General features: G+C 42.2%; 14 protein-coding genes and 1 other RNA gene. 12 read left to right on the top strand and 3 right to left on the bottom strand.

The features are described from left to right. The first annotated feature begins 61 nt into the window (after positions 1–61). The 4 genes from I872_RS09645 (at position 62) to tpx (ending at position 3,217) form a co-directional block, all read left to right on the top strand. Entirely contained in the window at positions 62–781 is a 720-nt protein-coding gene (locus I872_RS09645; RefSeq protein WP_015605902.1) for a metal ABC transporter ATP-binding protein, read from the top strand. A 1-nt stretch (position 782) separates the two neighbouring features. Next, entirely contained in the window at positions 783–1,619 is an 837-nt protein-coding gene (locus tag I872_RS09640; protein WP_015605901.1) for a metal ABC transporter permease, read from the top strand. A gap of 21 nt (positions 1,620–1,640) precedes the next feature. Next, complete coding sequence (gene scbA, locus I872_RS09635) at positions 1,641–2,573, top strand: metal ABC transporter substrate-binding lipoprotein/adhesin ScbA (protein WP_015605900.1); 933 nt, start codon at positions 1,641–1,643, stop codon at positions 2,571–2,573. Positions 2,574–2,725: 152 nt separating this feature from the next. Then, the gene (tpx, locus tag I872_RS09630; RefSeq protein ID WP_015605899.1) at positions 2,726–3,217 is read left to right on the top strand and encodes a thiol peroxidase; all 492 of its coding nucleotides are present in this window, start codon (positions 2,726–2,728) and stop codon (positions 3,215–3,217) included. Positions 3,218–3,506: 289 nt separating this feature from the next. On the opposite strand, the gene I872_RS09625 is transcribed toward tpx, so the two are convergent. The 3 genes from I872_RS09625 to gshAB form a co-directional block, all read right to left on the bottom strand. Beyond that, a complete protein-coding gene (locus I872_RS09625; protein WP_015605898.1) occupies positions 3,507–4,763 on the bottom strand; it encodes a toxic anion resistance protein in 1,257 nt (418 codons plus the stop codon). 24 nt (positions 4,764–4,787) lie between these two features. Further along, complete coding sequence (locus I872_RS09620) at positions 4,788–5,633, bottom strand: hypothetical protein (RefSeq protein ID WP_015605897.1); 846 nt, start codon at positions 5,631–5,633, stop codon at positions 4,788–4,790. 248 nt (positions 5,634–5,881) lie between these two features. After that, a complete protein-coding gene (gene gshAB / locus I872_RS09615) occupies positions 5,882–8,134 on the bottom strand; it encodes a bifunctional glutamate--cysteine ligase GshA/glutathione synthetase GshB (protein ID WP_015605896.1) in 2,253 nt (750 codons plus the stop codon). A gap of 302 nt (positions 8,135–8,436) precedes the next feature. Between gshAB and I872_RS09610 the strand changes: the two genes are divergently transcribed. The 8 genes from I872_RS09610 to I872_RS09580 all read left to right on the top strand — a co-directional run bounded on the left by I872_RS09610 (position 8,437) and on the right by I872_RS09580 (position 17,160). Next, positions 8,437–9,729 carry an adenylosuccinate synthase gene (locus I872_RS09610; protein WP_015605895.1) on the top strand — a complete coding sequence of 431 codons (1,293 nt, stop codon included), beginning with the start codon at positions 8,437–8,439 and terminating at the stop codon, positions 9,727–9,729. A 213-nt stretch (positions 9,730–9,942) separates the two neighbouring features. Then, positions 9,943–10,587: an HAD family hydrolase gene (locus I872_RS09605; protein ID WP_015605894.1), complete on the top strand. Its 645-nt coding sequence runs from the start codon at positions 9,943–9,945 to the stop codon at positions 10,585–10,587. A gap of 139 nt (positions 10,588–10,726) precedes the next feature. Further along, positions 10,727–12,319 carry an ATP-binding cassette domain-containing protein gene (locus tag I872_RS09600; protein ID WP_015605893.1) on the top strand — a complete coding sequence of 531 codons (1,593 nt, stop codon included), beginning with the start codon at positions 10,727–10,729 and terminating at the stop codon, positions 12,317–12,319. Positions 12,320–12,600: 281 nt separating this feature from the next. Beyond that, a complete protein-coding gene (gene tadA / locus I872_RS09595; RefSeq protein WP_015605892.1) occupies positions 12,601–13,068 on the top strand; it encodes a tRNA adenosine(34) deaminase TadA in 468 nt (155 codons plus the stop codon). Positions 13,069–13,106: 38 nt separating this feature from the next. Next, positions 13,107–13,192, top strand: an RNA gene (gene ffs, locus I872_RS11180) — signal recognition particle sRNA small type. A gap of 723 nt (positions 13,193–13,915) precedes the next feature. Continuing rightward, positions 13,916–15,265 carry a glucose-6-phosphate isomerase gene (locus I872_RS09590; RefSeq protein WP_015605891.1) on the top strand — a complete coding sequence of 450 codons (1,350 nt, stop codon included), beginning with the start codon at positions 13,916–13,918 and terminating at the stop codon, positions 15,263–15,265. Positions 15,266–15,447: 182 nt separating this feature from the next. Then, the gene (locus I872_RS09585) at positions 15,448–16,332 is read left to right on the top strand and encodes a hypothetical protein (protein ID WP_015605890.1); all 885 of its coding nucleotides are present in this window, start codon (positions 15,448–15,450) and stop codon (positions 16,330–16,332) included. Between the two features lie 18 nt (positions 16,333–16,350). Further along, positions 16,351–17,160, top strand: a complete 810-nt coding sequence (locus I872_RS09580) for a hypothetical protein (RefSeq protein WP_015605889.1) — start codon at positions 16,351–16,353, stop codon at positions 17,158–17,160. The last annotated feature ends 27 nt before the right edge of the window (positions 17,161–17,187 follow it).

Here is a 17,187-nt window from a genome sequence, read left to right as displayed (position 1 = left end):
TCAAAAATTAACTTGACTTAATTTTCATTTTAATGTATATTAAAACAAAAGAGGTGTAACAATGATTGAAATGAAAAATTTAAGTGTCAGTTATCAAGGACAGCTGGCCTTAGAACCATCTTCTTTAACCATAAAAGGACCGACTATCACAGGGATTATCGGACCAAACGGGGCTGGAAAGTCAACTCTCATAAAAGGTATGTTAGGAATTGTTGAGAGTGAGGGGCAGACCTTTCTGGACAGAAAACCCATGAAGCAAGAATTAAGCAAGATTGCTTATGTAGAGCAGAAAATTCACATTGATTATAATTTTCCCATCAAGGTCAAGGAGTGTGTGTCTCTGGGCTTGTATCCGAAGATCAAGCTCTTTCAACGCCTCAAAGCGTCTGACTGGGAAAAGGTTGCTCGGGCTTTGAAAATCGTTGGTTTAGAAGATTTTGCTGAGCGGCAGATTAGCCAGTTGTCTGGTGGGCAATTTCAACGGGTCTTGATTGCCCGTTGCTTGGTTCAGGAGGCGGACTATATTTTCCTAGATGAGCCTTTTGTTGGGATTGACTCGGTCAGTGAAGAGATTATTATGGCGACCCTCCGCCAGCTAAGAAAAGACGGGAAGACGATTTTGATTGTCCACCATGACTTGAGCAAGGTGGTCGCTTATTTTGATCAAGTCTTGCTACTTAACAAAAAAGTCGTCGCTTTCGGATCAACTGAGAGCACCTTCACCAAAGAAAATATGCAGAAGACCTATGGCTCTCAGCTCTTTATGAATGGAGGTGCCTAGGATGATTCAGGAATTTATTCAAGGCTTGCATGATTTTCATTTCCTGCAAAATGCTTTGATTACGGCCATTGTGATTGGAGTGGTGGCCGGTGCTGTTGGATGTTTTATCATTCTGCGGGGCATGTCGCTCATGGGGGATGCCATCTCTCACGCGGTGCTGCCCGGTGTGGCCCTGTCTTATATTTTGGGGATTAATTTCTTCATCGGTGCCATTACCTTTGGCTTACTAGCTTCCATTATTATCACTTACATCAAGGGCAATTCTATTATCAAAAGTGACACGGCTATCGGGATTACTTTTTCTTCCTTCTTGGCTCTGGGGATCATTTTGATTAGCGTTGCCAAGAGTTCGACCGACCTCTTCCATATTCTCTTTGGGAATATCTTGGCGGTACAAGACCTTGATATGTGGATTAGTATTGGCGTGGGTATTTTGGTGCTGCTGGTCATTACTATTTTCTTCAAGCAGCTTTTGCTGACCTCCTTTGACCCGCTCTTAGCCCAAGCTATGGGAATGAAGGTGAATTTTTACCACTATTTACTGATGATTCTCTTGACTCTGGTATCTGTCACAGCCATGCAAAGTGTCGGAACGATTCTGATTGTGGCCATGCTGATTACACCAGCTGCGACAGCCTATCTCTATGCCAAGAGTCTCAAGACCATGATTTTATTGTCATCTGCCTTGGGGGCTGGTGCATCTGTTTTAGGTCTCTTCATCGGTTATAGTTTTAATGTTGCAGCAGGTTCTAGTATCGTTCTAACCTCTGCCCTGATCTTTTTGGTTTCATTTTTTATCGCACCAAAGCAGCGGTATTTAAAAAGAAAAGTAAAATAATATATTTATGGAGGATTTCCAATGAAAAAATGTCGTTTCTTAGTTCTGCTTTTGCTGGCTTTTGTCGGCCTAGCAGCCTGCTCTAGTCAAAAAAGCAGTACCGAGACTGGTTCTTCAAAATTGAATGTTGTTGCGACCAACTCGATTATTGCGGATATTACAAAGAATATCGCTGGCGATAAGATCAATTTGCACAGTATCGTGCCTGTCGGTCAAGACCCACATGAATACGAGCCTCTGCCTGAAGATGTCAAAAAGACTTCCCAAGCGGATCTGATCTTCTACAATGGGATCAACCTAGAAACAGGTGGTAATGCTTGGTTCACAAAATTAGTAGAAAATGCTAAGAAGAAAGAAAACAAGGACTATTATGCTGTCAGCGAAGGCGTGGACGTGATTTACTTGGAAGGCCAAAGTGAAAAAGGGAAGGAAGACCCTCATGCTTGGCTCAACTTGGAAAATGGTATCATCTATGCTCAAAATATTGCCAAACGTTTGAGCGAAAAAGACCCAGCTAATAAAGAAACTTATGAGAAAAATCTTAAAGCTTATGTGGAAAAACTAAGTAATTTGGACAAGGAAGCCAAAGAGAAATTCAACAACATTCCTGAAGAAAAGAAAATGATTGTAACCAGCGAAGGCTGCTTCAAGTACTTCTCTAAGGCCTACAATGTGCCATCAGCCTACATTTGGGAAATCAACACTGAAGAAGAAGGGACTCCAGACCAAATTAAAAGCTTGGTTGAAAAATTGCGCAAGACGAAAGTGCCATCTCTCTTTGTGGAATCAAGTGTAGACGACCGTCCGATGAAGACAGTTTCCAAAGACACTAACATCCCAATCTACGCTAAAATCTTCACTGACTCTGTTGCAGAAGAAGGCGAAGAAGGCGATAGCTACTACAGCATGATGAAATACAACTTAGAAAAGATTGCAGAAGGTCTGTCTAAATAAGACTGAAAAATTCGCTAGATATACATTGATTCTCAGTTTTCTAATATAAAAGGCGGCATCCAAATTCGGGTGTCGTCTTTTCAGACAAATTGCTCGAAAAAAATCCATATTAGCGGTAAAATAATTCTAGAAAATATGAATGGAGACTTTTAATGACAACCTTTCTCGGAAATCCTGTAACCTTTACAGGTCAGCAATTGCAAGTCGGCGACACAGCCCGTGATTTTAGCCTGACAGCAACTGACCTTTCAAAGAAAACCTTGGCTGACTTTGCTGGCAAAAAGAAAGTTCTCAGCATCGTGCCGTCTATCGATACTGGTGTCTGCTCAACTCAGACTCGCCGTTTCAATCAAGAGCTCGCTGATTTGGACAATACTGTTGTCATCACGGTTTCAGTTGACTTGCCTTTCGCTCAAGGCAAATGGTGTGCTGCTGAAGGCATCGAAAATGCTGTTATGCTATCAGACTACTTTGACCATTCTTTTGGCCGTGACTATGCTGTCCTCATCAATGAATGGCATCTTTTAGCCCGTGCAGTCCTTGTCTTGGACGAAAACAACACCGTGACCTACGCCGAGTACGTAGACAATATCAATACTGAGCCAGACTTTGAAGCAGCCATTGCGGCAGTCAAAAATCTATAAAGAAACATCTTTTTCAACAAAATGCACTCAATTCTCCTTAAGAACTGAGTGCATTTTTATCTTCTTGACCAAAAATACAAAAAGAGAGTGGGATAGAAATCGGTAATTCGTTAGAATTCGATTTCTGTCCCACCTCCGCACACTTGAGTAGGGCTGTAAAAGCTGATGAAATCAGCCTAGTAGAGCCCACTCAACCACTGCGTCTTGCTCGACAATCTAAAGACAATTGAGAGGCTAGGACTTTTGTCCCAGCCTCTACGATTTGAAAGAGCCTGGATGGCTCTTTGGCTTATTCTGAAGTTAATTCTTTCTGGGCTTCCTTGCCTTGGTCCAACAGGGCTTGGATAATCTTTTGATCACGCAGTTTGACAGAGTTGTTGATGGTCTCTGCAGACTGGATAACAGTAGCTTCTAGCAGAGCACGTTTTTCCCGTCCTTTATCAATGGCTTCGATAATGCCTTGGTTTTGTGCGACAAGGCTTTCTGCTAGCTTGGTGACAGACTCAACAGCAATAGTAGGACTTTGGGAAATCCGCTCCAGCTGAGGAATGACTTCCTTGCTGGTCTCAGCGAGCATTTGCAGGGCAGCGTTGTTAGCATTTGAAATGGCGTCAGCCACCTGACCAGACTTCATGGATTGCTGGAGAATACCTAATTGGGCAATAGACAGCTTCATTGTTGGAATGGTATTGCGACGAAGCATTCCGAGCTTTTGGCGCATATCAGAGGAAACCTTGACCAGATTACGCATTTGAGGCGTTGTCGCCCAAGCCACATAGAGACGGCTGACATATTCAGTGTGTTGCTGCTCTAGGGTATTGACCACCTCTGTCATTCGGGCTAATTCTTGCGATTTGACTTGGTAGTCAACAGTTGTCATATCTAACTGAGCAACTTCAGCCTGCAGCTTGAGCGCTCGATTACCAGCTTCTTGCTGAGCAGCTTCGATAAAGGAAATAACTCCAACTAGGTTTTCAATCGATTTGGTATTGTCCTCAATCAGCATTTCAGCAGAAACGATGTTGCGAGCCAGAACATCTTCTTGTTTGACGACGGTTGCAGCCATTCCGTCCATTTTCTGCTCAATATTTTGTGAGTCAAAATAGAATTCTTGAAGAGTGTTTTTGCTCTGTTTGAAGAGTTTTTCCAGGAAATTAGGCTTCTTGTCCAATTCTGCTACTTGAGCATCCTTGTATTTTGCGACAAAGCCATTGAGTTCTTTGTTGGTGTTTTTTAAGAGCTCATCTACCTGAGGAATCTGCAATTTTTTCTGCTCGGCTAAGATACGATTGACAGTGCTATTGACTTCTTCGACAGCAGATTGACCAAAGTCCAGCAAGGCATTCTGGTCTGATACGAAATTATCCACTAGCTGTGGAGCTTTAGTCGTAATCGCACTCTGTTGTTCAGGAGTCAGCTTTTCCAGAAAAGTTAGCTGGCCATTTCCTTGAGTCGTGTTGGCTTCGATAATTTCTGTTGTTTTGTCGCTTTTGCTGATGGCATTGTTAGCAATTTTATCAATGTCAAAATTAAATTCTTGGCTCATAGTTTCTCCTTTGGTTTATCTAGCTTAAAAGCCAGTGTCTGTTTGCTTTTCTTTGTCTAAGATACGCAGGCTAATGTCAAAGTCTCTCAAATCAGCTTCGTTTAACTGACGCAGCGCTTCGTCTAGGTCCAAGTCAAACTGCTCGATAGCTGCTTTGGCCTTGGCTAGCCGCTCCTCTGCATTGTAAAAATCTTTGGGAGCAGCTTTGATTTTGAGGTAGCCTTCTAAAATATCTTCGTAGTGCTCCATCTGGGACTGATGGATGGCAGTCAGCTCTTCCTTATTATTGCTTTCGGATTGAGAGATTTTTTGAAGAATGGCCTCGTGGTCAATCTGAATATTGTGAACTGTAGCGACCAATTCTGGGGCTAGCTCTTCTAGACTCGTTTTCTTGGGCTGCGCTTCCTTTTGTCTTTTCTCTCGTTCAATCTTTTGCAGTTGTTTATCAATTTCCTCGGTTACAGTAGTAATTTTAGTCTGAATGCGCTGGTAGACAGAGGCAGGGATTTCATCTCGCAATTCTTTAGTAACGTTTTTGATATAGGTGAGTTGGGGAAGAATTTGCAGAGCTAAATCCTGGTAATCTTCCTTCTTGCCGTATTCTTGGTAGCTTTCTAATTCTTTAATACGGCGGTCAGCCTGCCCAATCTCTGCTTTTAAATCTTCAATACGGCCAATGCTGGCTTGTTTAGCTTCAATACGAACTCTTTTCTGTCTTTGGTAGCGATAGATTCCGTAGCCAACACCTCCCAAAATAGCAATGGGGATCAGATAGCTGGCTACCACTCCAGAACCAAATATAATTGCAAGTATCCAAATCCAGCTAAACCATTCCGGCTGCTGGTTTGAATTATTCTTTCTTCTCGACATAAACCTTTCTCTTTCTTCTCAATGTGATATTTCTATTTTAACATAAAAGCTGGTTTTTGAAGGATAAAGAGTGCAATGATTTTATATATTCAGATATGTTTTTAGATTTGCTGAGAATGCTTGCCTCATCAAGAAAGAGCTTTGCTTCCTATCACGAAAGCAAGCCTTGTTTGTCGAGCGAAAGGCTCGTTGTCTATTGCAAGTAGACAAGCAAAAATCGCAGGGTGTTCCTTGCGATTCGTGTTTTATCAGTCCATTTCTGGGAAAAGTTTGGCCAGTATTTTCGGAGTGATGCTTTGTCCCGGCCCCTCAGCACAATAGGTGTGCATATACATAGAGGGGTTGAAGTTAAGCTCGATGCAGGTACAGTTGGGATTTTCCTTGGTGGAAATAGCAGATCTGTCAGGGATAATCAGGTCAACGCCACAGGCCCATGCTCCCATAGCCTTTGCCATGTCCGCAGCAAGTTCCTTATAAGATTGGTGCATACTTTCTGTGACATCGATCGAGTCTCCGCCAGTAGAAATATTGGAATTGCGCCGCAAGTCAACTTTGACACCAGCAGGCAGGATATCGTCTGGTCCATAGCCTTGCTGGTCTAGCATGAGCAGTTCAATGTCTCCCAGTTCAATGATTTCAAGCGGCGACCGATGATCTCGACCGCGCAGGGGATTGTCATTTTTGATGGCAACCAATTCTCTCACGGTATGCTGGCCGTCTCCGACCACATTAGCGGCCACGCGCAAGAGAACCGCCTCACATTGACCGTCTAAGACAAAGAAGCGGTATTCCGTTCCAGCGATAAATTCCTCTACTAAGACGGCGGCGTCTTCTGAAAAAGCAATTTCCAAGGCTTTGTGGTAGGCTCCCAGACTAGCTGGTTCTTGGAAGATAGAGATGCCCAGTCCGAAGTTGGTTGACTTGGGTTTGACGACAATTTGTCGGTCCTTAATCAAAGGGTAATAAGCTAGTCCTTCTTCGAGAGAAGAAAACTCTGCTCCAGCCGGAACGGGAAAGTCAGCTGCTGCCAAAATCTTTTTGGTGACTGTTTTATTGGCCATGGCCAGAGGGATGACATAGTTATCCTTGGAGGTCATGTTGCCGTTCTTGACATACTCTACATGCTGACCATGCCAAAGTTTGAGAAATTGATCATTTTCATCTAGGATTTCGAGATGGAGTCCTTTCTGGAGAGCGTCAAACATAAGCATTTGAGTGGAAAGCTCCATCTTTTCATAGCCCTTGAGGGCGTAGGGTGCAGTCCAGGCGTAATCTCGATATTCCCGTGCTTTTGCAAGTCCAAAATCTAAGAGGGAATTCTTCTCAATATGAGGCAATAATTGGCCTGCCAGAGTCAGTTTGGGCTCGGTCAGCGTAGCCTTGACTTGTGCCAGTAATTGGTGATAGGAGTCAGGCAGATTGAAATGCTGGATCACATTTTCCATAGCTTGGAGAATAGCAGAGCTGTCGGCCTCTGGAGGTAGAGGAGTCAAGGGGTGAGCCAGAGCAATAGCATCGTTGAGAGCATAGGCGGCTTGTAGCTGTGCATCGCTATCTGTAAGGTCATCCAGCCACAAGAGAGCCAAGAGAAAGAGATGGACTGTGTCCAAGGTTTCCTGACTAATACCTAAGACATTAAATGGATTGAGGTCGAAACAGCGCAGTTCCAAGTAAGTAATGCCTTGTTCTAGGTAATCTCGATTTCGTTTTTGACCGCGAAAGCGTACGGGCGAGTAAAATTCCTTTTCTGCACTTAAGTCGCCAGACTCGACATAGGCTTCGATGTCTGAGACATAGCTTTCCAGCGAGCTAAATGACACATGGACATGCTCCTCATTAACATAGCCATGCTGGCTATTGCGGAGTGAACGGACAGGAGCCTCAACTTGCTTGTCGTAAAAGCCAGCTTCTGCCAGTGGAGCTGCACCATAAAGATAGGTCAAGAACCAGCGGAAACGGAGGAAATTACGAGCTAATTTGAGATAGAGAGCATTTTTAAAATCCTTGAGGGAGGTGAAGTCACTAGCCTCAAAGAGGGCTGTCATCAAGTCTTCTCCTAGTTCGATATTGTAATGAATCCCAGAAATAGTCTGGAGTCGCTTGCCATACTTCTCCGCTAAACCTTGTCGATAACGGAGTTCGAAGGTATTTTCGAGGTGGGCAATCTCAATCTCGTCTTCTCGGAGCTGGGGAGGCATGGACAAGGGCCACATGAGTTCTTCTCGCGAGATGGAGCGTCCAGTCACATCAGTAATGGCACCCAGCAGGCGATGAGCCTCTTTAGTTGAAGAAGCAATGGGCGTAATCAATTCGAGCTGTTGCTCGCTAAAATCTGTCTGGATATAGGGATGAAAAGTCCGAGAGCCCAAAGAGCTGGGATGAGGAGTTGATGCCAGTGTCCCTGCCTCTGTCATGCGCAGGGATTCTCTTTCCAGTCCAAAAGTCGCCTGTAAGATCGGGCTGGCAGGGTCTAGCTTTTCGAGTAAACGATCAATAGTCATCATGTTTTTCCGTCCTTAATATGGTACTTTCAGTCTATTATAAAAAAGGCCAGAAAACAACTATTCACTACGGTTCTGAGAGATTTCCGAACTTTTCTTGGCGTTTTGTGGAATTATTTCAGGAAAATAGAAATTTTAGAAAAGAGTAATTCGCTTTCAAAAGCGAAAATCCAAATTCAAAAGGCACTCAATCTTGAAAAAAAATCAAAATTTTCTTATAATAAGGTGTAAGATACGTTTGCAGGTGAAACTCCTGCCTTGTAGATTAAGAAAGGAAGAGCTCTCGCGGCTCAGACGAAATTATGACATCAGTTGTTGTTGTAGGGACCCAATGGGGAGATGAAGGAAAAGGGAAAATTACGGATTTCCTTTCGGCCAATGCTGAAGTGATTGCCCGCTACCAAGGCGGTGACAATGCTGGACATACGATTGTGATTGACGGGAAAAAATATAAATTGCACTTGATTCCGTCAGGAATTTTCTTCCCAGAAAAGATCTCAGTGATTGGAAATGGGATGGTGGTCAATCCTAAATCTCTGGTCAAGGAGTTGGCTTATCTGCACCAAGAAGGTGTTACCACAGATAATTTGCGTATTTCAGACCGTGCCCATGTCATCCTGCCTTATCATATCGAGCTTGATCGCCTGCAAGAGGAAGCTAAAGGCGACAATAAAATTGGGACGACGATCAAGGGAATCGGACCTGCCTACATGGACAAGGCTGCGCGTGTCGGTATCCGTATAGCAGACCTCTTGGATAAAGACATTTTCAGAGAGCGCTTGGAGCGTAATCTAGCTGAGAAAAACCGCCTCTTTGAGAAATTGTACGATGGCCAAGCTATGAACATCGACGATATTTTTGAAGAATACTATGAATACGGTCAGCAAATCAAGCAGTATGTGACTGACACATCTGTCATCCTCAATGACGCTCTGGATCAAGGCAAGCGTGTCCTCTTTGAAGGGGCTCAAGGCGTCATGCTGGATATTGACCAAGGTACCTATCCATTTGTAACTTCATCTAATCCAGTTGCTGGTGGGGTGACGATTGGTTCAGGTGTTGGTCCGAGCAAGATTGACAAGGTTGTTGGTGTCTGCAAAGCCTATACGAGCCGTGTTGGTGATGGACCATTCCCAACAGAGCTTTTTGATGAAGTGGGTGACCGCATCCGCGAAGTGGGTCATGAATACGGTACAACGACTGGTCGTCCGCGTCGGGTGGGCTGGTTTGACTCCGTTGTTATGCGCCACAGCCGCCGCGTATCAGGAATTACCAATCTTTCGCTGAACTCCATTGACGTTTTGAGTGGTCTGGATACAGTCAAAATCTGTGTAGCCTACGACTTGGATGGGGAGCGAATCGACCATTACCCAGCAAGTCTAGAGCAGCTCAAGCGCTGCAAGCCAATCTATGAAGAATTGCCAGGTTGGTCAGAAGACATCACTGGTGTCCGTAGCCTAGAAGACCTGCCAGAAAATGCCCGCAATTATGTTCGTCGTGTCAGCGAGTTGGTTGGAGTCCGCATTTCGACCTTCTCAGTCGGACCAGGTCGCGAGCAGACCAATATCTTGGAAAGTGTTTGGTCTAGTTTATAAGCAAATGAAGACAATAGAGTGGGACAGAAATCGGTAATTCGTTAGAATTCGATTTCGTCGTTCCACCTCCGCACAGTTGAGTAAGGCTATAAAAGCTGATGAAGTCAGCGTAATAGAGCCCACTCAACCACTGCGTCTTGCTCGACAATCCAAAGACAATTGAGAGGCTAGGACTTTTGTCCCAGCCTCTTTTGGAAAACAGAAAGAGAAAAAATGTATCAAACGATTTTATTTGACCTAGACGGCACCTTGACCAATTCAGAACTAGGGATTACCAACTCGGTGGCCTATTCCTTAGGAAAATATGGGATTGCAGTGCCAGACAAGAAAGCATTGAGAGTTTTTATCGGTCCGCCCTTGCAGGATTCTTTTGAGCGCTTTTATGGATTTTCTAAGGAAGAATGTTTAAAGGTCATTGACTACTATCACGAGTACTTTTCCGAAAAAGGCCTTTATGAAAATGAGGTCTATCCAGGCGTTCCGGAATTGCTGGCTTCTTTGAAGCAGGCTGGTAAACAGTTGATTGTCGCTACGTCAAAACCTGAAGAATTTTCCATTCAAATTCTCAAACATTTTGGTTTGTATGACTATTTTGACTTTGTCGCTGGCGCGACCATGGACAGAAAACGTAGTAAAAAAAGCGATGTTATCCAGTATGCCCTAGAACAAAATCAGATTACAGACTTGGCGCATACTATCATGATTGGAGACAGGGAGCACGATGTGCTTGGCGCTCAGGCGCAAAAGCTTGATTCTATCGGTGTCCTTTATGGCTTTGGTAGCAGGGAAGAATTGGAAGAAGTTGGCGCCACCTATATTGCCCAAGAAGTTAGCGATATTGCAGCTTTTATAGGCTAATCTTTTAGAGATTCTTGATTTACTATTTCAATAAATGTATAATAGTTATAATTAAATTGCACAGATAAAAAAGTGACGATGTGAATTTGTCACGATATCTATTAGAATCTGCACTTTTCTATTTTGATAGGTGATGATTATGAGAAATATTTACAAGTACATTGATAAGAAGTACCTTTTTCCTATTTTTCTAGGGCGTATTGTCAACAGTGGTTTGGTGTTGGCGCAACCTCTGATTTTAACGAAGGCCTTGAAGTTAGATCAAGACGGTCTTTCTTATGAAAAAATTCTCAATTTTGCTTCATTTGGTTTGTCTGTCTATCTTGTTATTTATAGTCTGATGCTATTTTCAAACCATTCGCACAATATATTTCGAAGGGAAATCAACAAAAGTGTCCGTGCTCTTTTATTTAAAAAGGTCATATTGAATCCTAAATTTTCCAATGATGAAAAAGTTAGTCTGCTAACTCAAGATATGGAATATGTGGGTGATAATTATTTAGAAAATATAAATGTTATGGTGAGTTGGGGATTTGTAGCCCTTGTCACAGCCACTTACATTGTTTCACAAAATTTTCTCTTAGGACTTATTTTCGTGATTTTTACGATTATGAGACCCATTCCTCAGTTCATTATGAATCGTCGTTTACAAGATTCAGGAGACAGCTGGTCCAAACTTAGAACAAAATTACATGGGCTTGTCTCAGATAGTATGCAAGGCAGTCAAACCTTACGGATTAATCAGGCCATGAAGCTAAATGAAGAGCGAGTGAATGATTTAAACGGAGAATATCAAAGAGCCATCCAAAGATTTTGTTTTACACATAATATTATTTTTTTCTTTAATGGTTTTATGGTCTTTTTTAGTCAGGTTGTTCCTCTTGCTTTAGGCTTTTATTTGAGTTTGCAGGGGAATTCTATTTCTATCACAAGCCTCATCTCTATGTATGTGGCTGCGGGGATGCTGGTCGAACCGATTCAAACTCTGATGTACAGTGCAGCCAATCTCCAAGGTGCCCTACCAACTGCGAACCGCCTGTTTAAGATTATCGAAGAAGAACCTGATTTTGAAGAGACAAAGGATCAATTTGTCGAAAATCTTGAATCTTTGCGATTAAATCATATTTCAAAAAGCTTTGCTGGACGTCAACTTTTTTCTGATTTGACGGCGACGATTTCAGTAGGTCAGAAGGTCTTAATCAAAGGGCCGAGTGGGTCTGGTAAGACGACTCTTTTTCGCTTGATTTTAGGAGAAGAAGCATGTGATGAGGGAGACTTTTTCGTTCAGTATAATGGCAATCAGATAACGAGTCATTTCCAAGGGAATATCGGTTTAATTAGTCAGCATCCCTTCCTGTTTAACGATACTATCCGCTATAATCTAACTTTTGGTCAGCCTTTTCAGGATCATGAATTATTGGAGGTATTGGACCGAGTTGGCTTAATAGATGAATTTCAGGATATTTTGAATGTAGAGATTCATAATAATGGTGAAAACATTTCAGGAGGTCAACGTGTCAGATTAGAGTTAGCGCGTTTTCTCTTACGTGAGAAGGATATTTTATTAGCGGATGAGGTGACATCGGCTTTGGATGAAAAAAATAGTCGTCTGGTTAGAGACTTAATCTTTTCTTTACCAATCACTGTGCTGGAAATAGCCCATCATATTGATGAAGAAGAGCGTTATGACCAAATCCTTGAGTTACGTAAAGGACGAGTGATGTCACAATAGTTGCTTCTGCGACAAAGAGTAGTAAGCTAGCAATTTGTCTGATATTTTTGAGATTCTAAGTAGCGATATTGCGAAAATTATCAATATTCAAAAAGCTTAAGCTTTATTTAAGATAGGCCAGCTATACTAGAAGCATAAACAAAGACCTCCTAACTTTGTTTAAACCTCCTAAACTTTTTCATAATAATCTCCCATAAGAGTCGCCCAATCGGCGGCTTTTTTGTGAGTCATAAGCTGCCTGTGGTATAATGAACAAAGGAACTGAAAGGAAGAGGGAAGAGATGGACTACACGATAGAGGAAAAAGAAATGTTTATGAGGGAGGCGCTGAAGGAGGCGGAGATTGCCCTCGCAAATGATGAAATACCGATTGGTTGTGTCTTGGTCAAGGATGGTCAGATTATCGGACGCGGGCATAATGCGCGTGAGGAACTGCAGCGGGCGGTCATGCATGCGGAAATCATGGCCATTGAGGAGGCTAATCAGCAGGAAAATAGCTGGCGCCTGCTAGATACGACGCTTTTTGTCACGATTGAGCCATGTGTCATGTGCAGTGGCGCCATCGGTCTGGCTCGCATTCCCAAGGTGATCTATGGGGCGAAAAACCAGAAATTCGGTGCTGGGGGCAGTCTTTACGATATTCTGACGGATGAGCGGTTGAATCATCGCGTAGAGGTTGAAAGCGGCCTTTTAGAAGAAGAATGTGCGACGATTATGCAGAACTTTTTCAGAAATCGTAGGAAAAAGTAAAGAAAATTAGCCAAAAAAGAAAGTTTGTGTTATACTAATTAGTGGAGCAACAGTTCTGCGTGAAGCGGGTCAGGGGAGGAATCCAGCAGCCCTAAGCGATTTGAACTGTGTGCTCTTTTTCTATGCCTCTTAACGAATCAAGCCTGCAAGCCGCAGATGAGTTTAGAGGCATTGACGCAGTTTGAGCGAAGCGAGAACTAGGTTCTAATATTTAATGAATCAAGCCTGAAAGGCGCAGATGAATCTTAGGGCAGTGGATGCAGTTTTTCCCGTTAGGGGAAAAAGCTGTAAACCGAATAAATTACCTTAACGAATCAACTCCGAAGGAGGAAGATGAGTTTAGAGACATTGACGCAGTTTGAGCGAAGCGAGAACTAGGTTCCGAAAACTACAAAATCAAGCCTGTGTAAGGGGCAGATGAATCTTAGAGTAATGGATGGGAGTGAAACAGAACTTCTGTTTGTAGTTCCACCCCCCGCAAGGATGATTAGGCTTTCTTCTAAGCTTGAAAAGCGAAAGAATAGCCAATCAGCTACTGCGTTGAATTGCTTGACTAATATTTAGTTAAGGTGGGAATACGTTAATCCTTGTAAACCGAATCAAGCCTCTTAGCGAGTCAAGCCTAAAGGAGGCTGAAGATCTCAACCTGCTCATGAAATTGGGGACAGGAATTTTCTGGTAAAAATAGCAGATTGCGCAAACGATTGCGTTCGCTTCTGGTCTAGGATTTGCAAAATTGTAAAAAAATTAACAAAATTTTATATTAAAGCGTTTTCATTGAAGGAATTACTTGCTAAAAAAGTATGAAAGCGATATGATAGAGTGGAAGAAAAAATGGAGGAATATCATGTCACATATTAAATTTGATTATTCAAAAGTTTTAGATAAATTTGTAGCTCCACATGAAGTGGAATACATGCAAGCACAGGTAACTGCAGCAGACGAATTGATCCGCAAAGGAACTGGTGCTGGTAGCGACTTTTTGGGTTGGTTGGACCTTCCTGAAAACTACGACCGTGAAGAATTCGACCGCATCTTGAAGGCTGCTGAGCAAATCAAATCAGACAGCGATGTCTTGGTTGTGATCGGTATCGGCGGATCTTATCTCGGTGCTAAAGCAGCCATCGACTTCTTGAACCACCACTTTGCAAACTTGCAAACAAAAGAAGAGCGCAAAGCACCACAAATCCTTTACGCTGGGAACTCAATCTCATCTACTTACCTTGCTGACTTGGTAGAGTACGTGGCTGACAAAGATTTCTCAGTAAACGTGATTTCTAAATCAGGTACAACAACTGAACCAGCTATCGCTTTCCGTGTCTTCAAAGAGCTTTTGGTTAAGAAATACGGACAAGAAGAAGCCAACAAACGGATCTATGCAACAACTGACCGCCAAAAAGGAGCTGTTAAGGTTGAAGCAGATGCCAACGGTTGGGAAACATTTGTAGTTCCAGACGACATCGGTGGGCGTTTCTCAGTTTTGACAGCAGTTGGATTGCTTCCGATCGCAGCATCAGGAGCAGACATCAAATCTCTTATGGAAGGTGCTAACGCAGCCCGTAAAGATTATACTTCAGACAAACTTTCAGAAAATGAAGCTTACCAATACGCAGCCGTTCGTAACATCCTTTACCGCAAAGGCTATGCAACTGAAATCTTGGTAAACTACGAGCCATCACTTCAATACTTCTCAGAATGGTGGAAACAATTGGCTGGTGAATCAGAAGGGAAAGACCAAAAAGGTATCTATCCAACTTCAGCTAACTTCTCAACTGACTTGCACTCACTTGGTCAATTTATCCAAGAAGGAACTCGCATCATGTTTGAAACAGTTGTTCGTGTTGACAAACCACGTAAGAACGTGATTATCCCTAGCTTGGAAGAAGACCTTGACGGACTTGGTTACCTTCAAGGAAAAGACGTTGACTTTGTAAATAAAAAAGCGACTGACGGTGTCCTTCTTGCCCACACAGACGGTGATGTACCAAACATGTACGTAACCCTTCCAGAGCAAGATGCTTTCACTCTTGGCTACACTATCTACTTCTTCGAATTGGCTATCGCCCTTTCAGGTTACTTGAATGCCATCAACCCATTTGACCAACCAGGTGTTGAAGCATACAAACGCAACATGTTTGCCCTTCTTGGTAAACCAGGATTTGAAGAATTGAGCAAAGAACTCAACGCACGCCTCTAATGAACAGATGAAGCGATCTAGAAATAGATCGCTTTTTATATAGCTATCTTTAACTACAGGAGTATTGGCGGATTATATCGTTTTATGATATAGTAGAACTACTATATTTATACTTTGCGCGTTAAACTTTGGTCACGAAAAGTAGGAGATGCCGGGCAAAGGAGATTAGTAAAGGAGATATTATGACAACAGAAGATAAGATGCCTATTAAATCGCAAGAAGGTCAAAATATTCAACAACCTTTTCAAAAAGAAAATAATTCGGCCTTTCAACAGGGGGGCTCTCAAGATTTTCAACTGAAGTCTAAATCTGGTTGGGCTAAACTTATTGTTTTTTCGATCCTTGCTATCTGTATTGGTGGATTGATTGGTGGAGGTGCAGGCTATCTTTGGGGACAATCATCTAAGTCCGAAGCAGACATCCAACGCTCTAAGCGACTAGAACGTGCCGAGAAAGAGGCTAAAGATACAAGAACTGGTTTTATTACAGATAAAGACAGGGTCGTATTTACTTGGACTCTCAAAGATCTTGGTTTGTTGAGCTATAACAATAAGAATGACCGTGGATTAACAGCAGATCAGATTGTTAATACCTATGGATTAGCTTCTAGTGTAGAATATGAAAAGAAAGGGGTTACTCTTTCTTGGAGGAGATCAAAGTCTTCAAAAGAACAAAGTGTTTCTATGTTTTTTGAAAAAGTTGATGGAAATTATTACTTGAAGTCTGTGTATGCTTATGAATTGAGTGAATTTTATCCTGACGAGAATTCGGAGGATGAAGATGAGAATGATACCGCAGAAGATCTTAATTTGACAACAGAAGAGTATAAAAGTCTGAGAAAAGGAAATGTACAGACAGGTAAAGGTGGTACATCTTTATCTGAATTATTAAAGAAGCATAGACAGTCTGTTCGAATTGAAACAGAAAGGGATGCTGCTGATGATAGCTATAAATCTACTCGATTGCTTGCAACTGTATCTTATAAAGTTGATGGGGATTATAAGACAATGCGATTTTTAGCACAGCCAAATGGGGATTTCCTATACATTGGTTCGGAACGTTATTAATTTAGAGGAGATGAATGAATGATGAACATGAATCAATCACAGGTACAGTTCGATGTGCCAGTAAAGCGTGATCACGAGAAGCCTAGAAAAGGTCTACTCCTTACTGGTATTATTGCTTTTGCGGTTTTAGGCCTTATTGTTGGTCTATTTTTTGGCCATTCTGTAGGTGTTATGAATGTAACCAAGCATCTCTATCCAATCCTCGGACTAAGGACTGATACAGGTGTATCAAAAAGGGATGTAGCTGATAAGTTTATCAACCCAGAAGAGGCAGATTTTAGTTGGGATATCGATGATCTTACTGAGCTTAAGTTCGGCATATTTGATGAGCCAGATTTAGGGACTTCCATTGAAGATGTTCTTGATAAGCATGGAAAAGCCTTAAAAGGTTCGTTTCAAAGGGACAGAATTAATTTAGAGTGGGGTGAGTTGGATAAAGATCGCCAGGAGGATGAAGATTTTTATTATCACACAGTTCGTAAAATAAACCTTACTTTTAGAAAAGCAGGTGATAGCTACTATCTACAAAACATTTCTTATTCAGGGGACTCCCAAGAAGCTAAAATGAATCCTATGACTTCTGATTATTATGATAAGTTAAAAGTAGGAGATCCAAAAACAGGAAAGGATGGAATCTCTTATAAGGAGGTTTTAAAGGGGCATGCTATTTCGTCTTTGTCAATGTCCGCAGATAAAGCTTATAAAACTCATGAAATAGCTACTAAAATGACGATTAGATTTACTACATCAAGTTCTGATGATTATAAGTTAGTCTTTATAAAGCAGGCAGATGGAAACTTTCTCTTAGCTAAAAAAGGAGACGATTAAGAAGCGTTTATCTGCGATAGAATAGAA

Source organism: Streptococcus cristatus AS 1.3089 (assembly GCF_000385925.1).
Classification (GTDB): domain Bacteria; phylum Bacillota; class Bacilli; order Lactobacillales; family Streptococcaceae; genus Streptococcus; species Streptococcus cristatus_B.
This window is presented reverse-complemented; position numbering and strand designations above follow the sequence as displayed.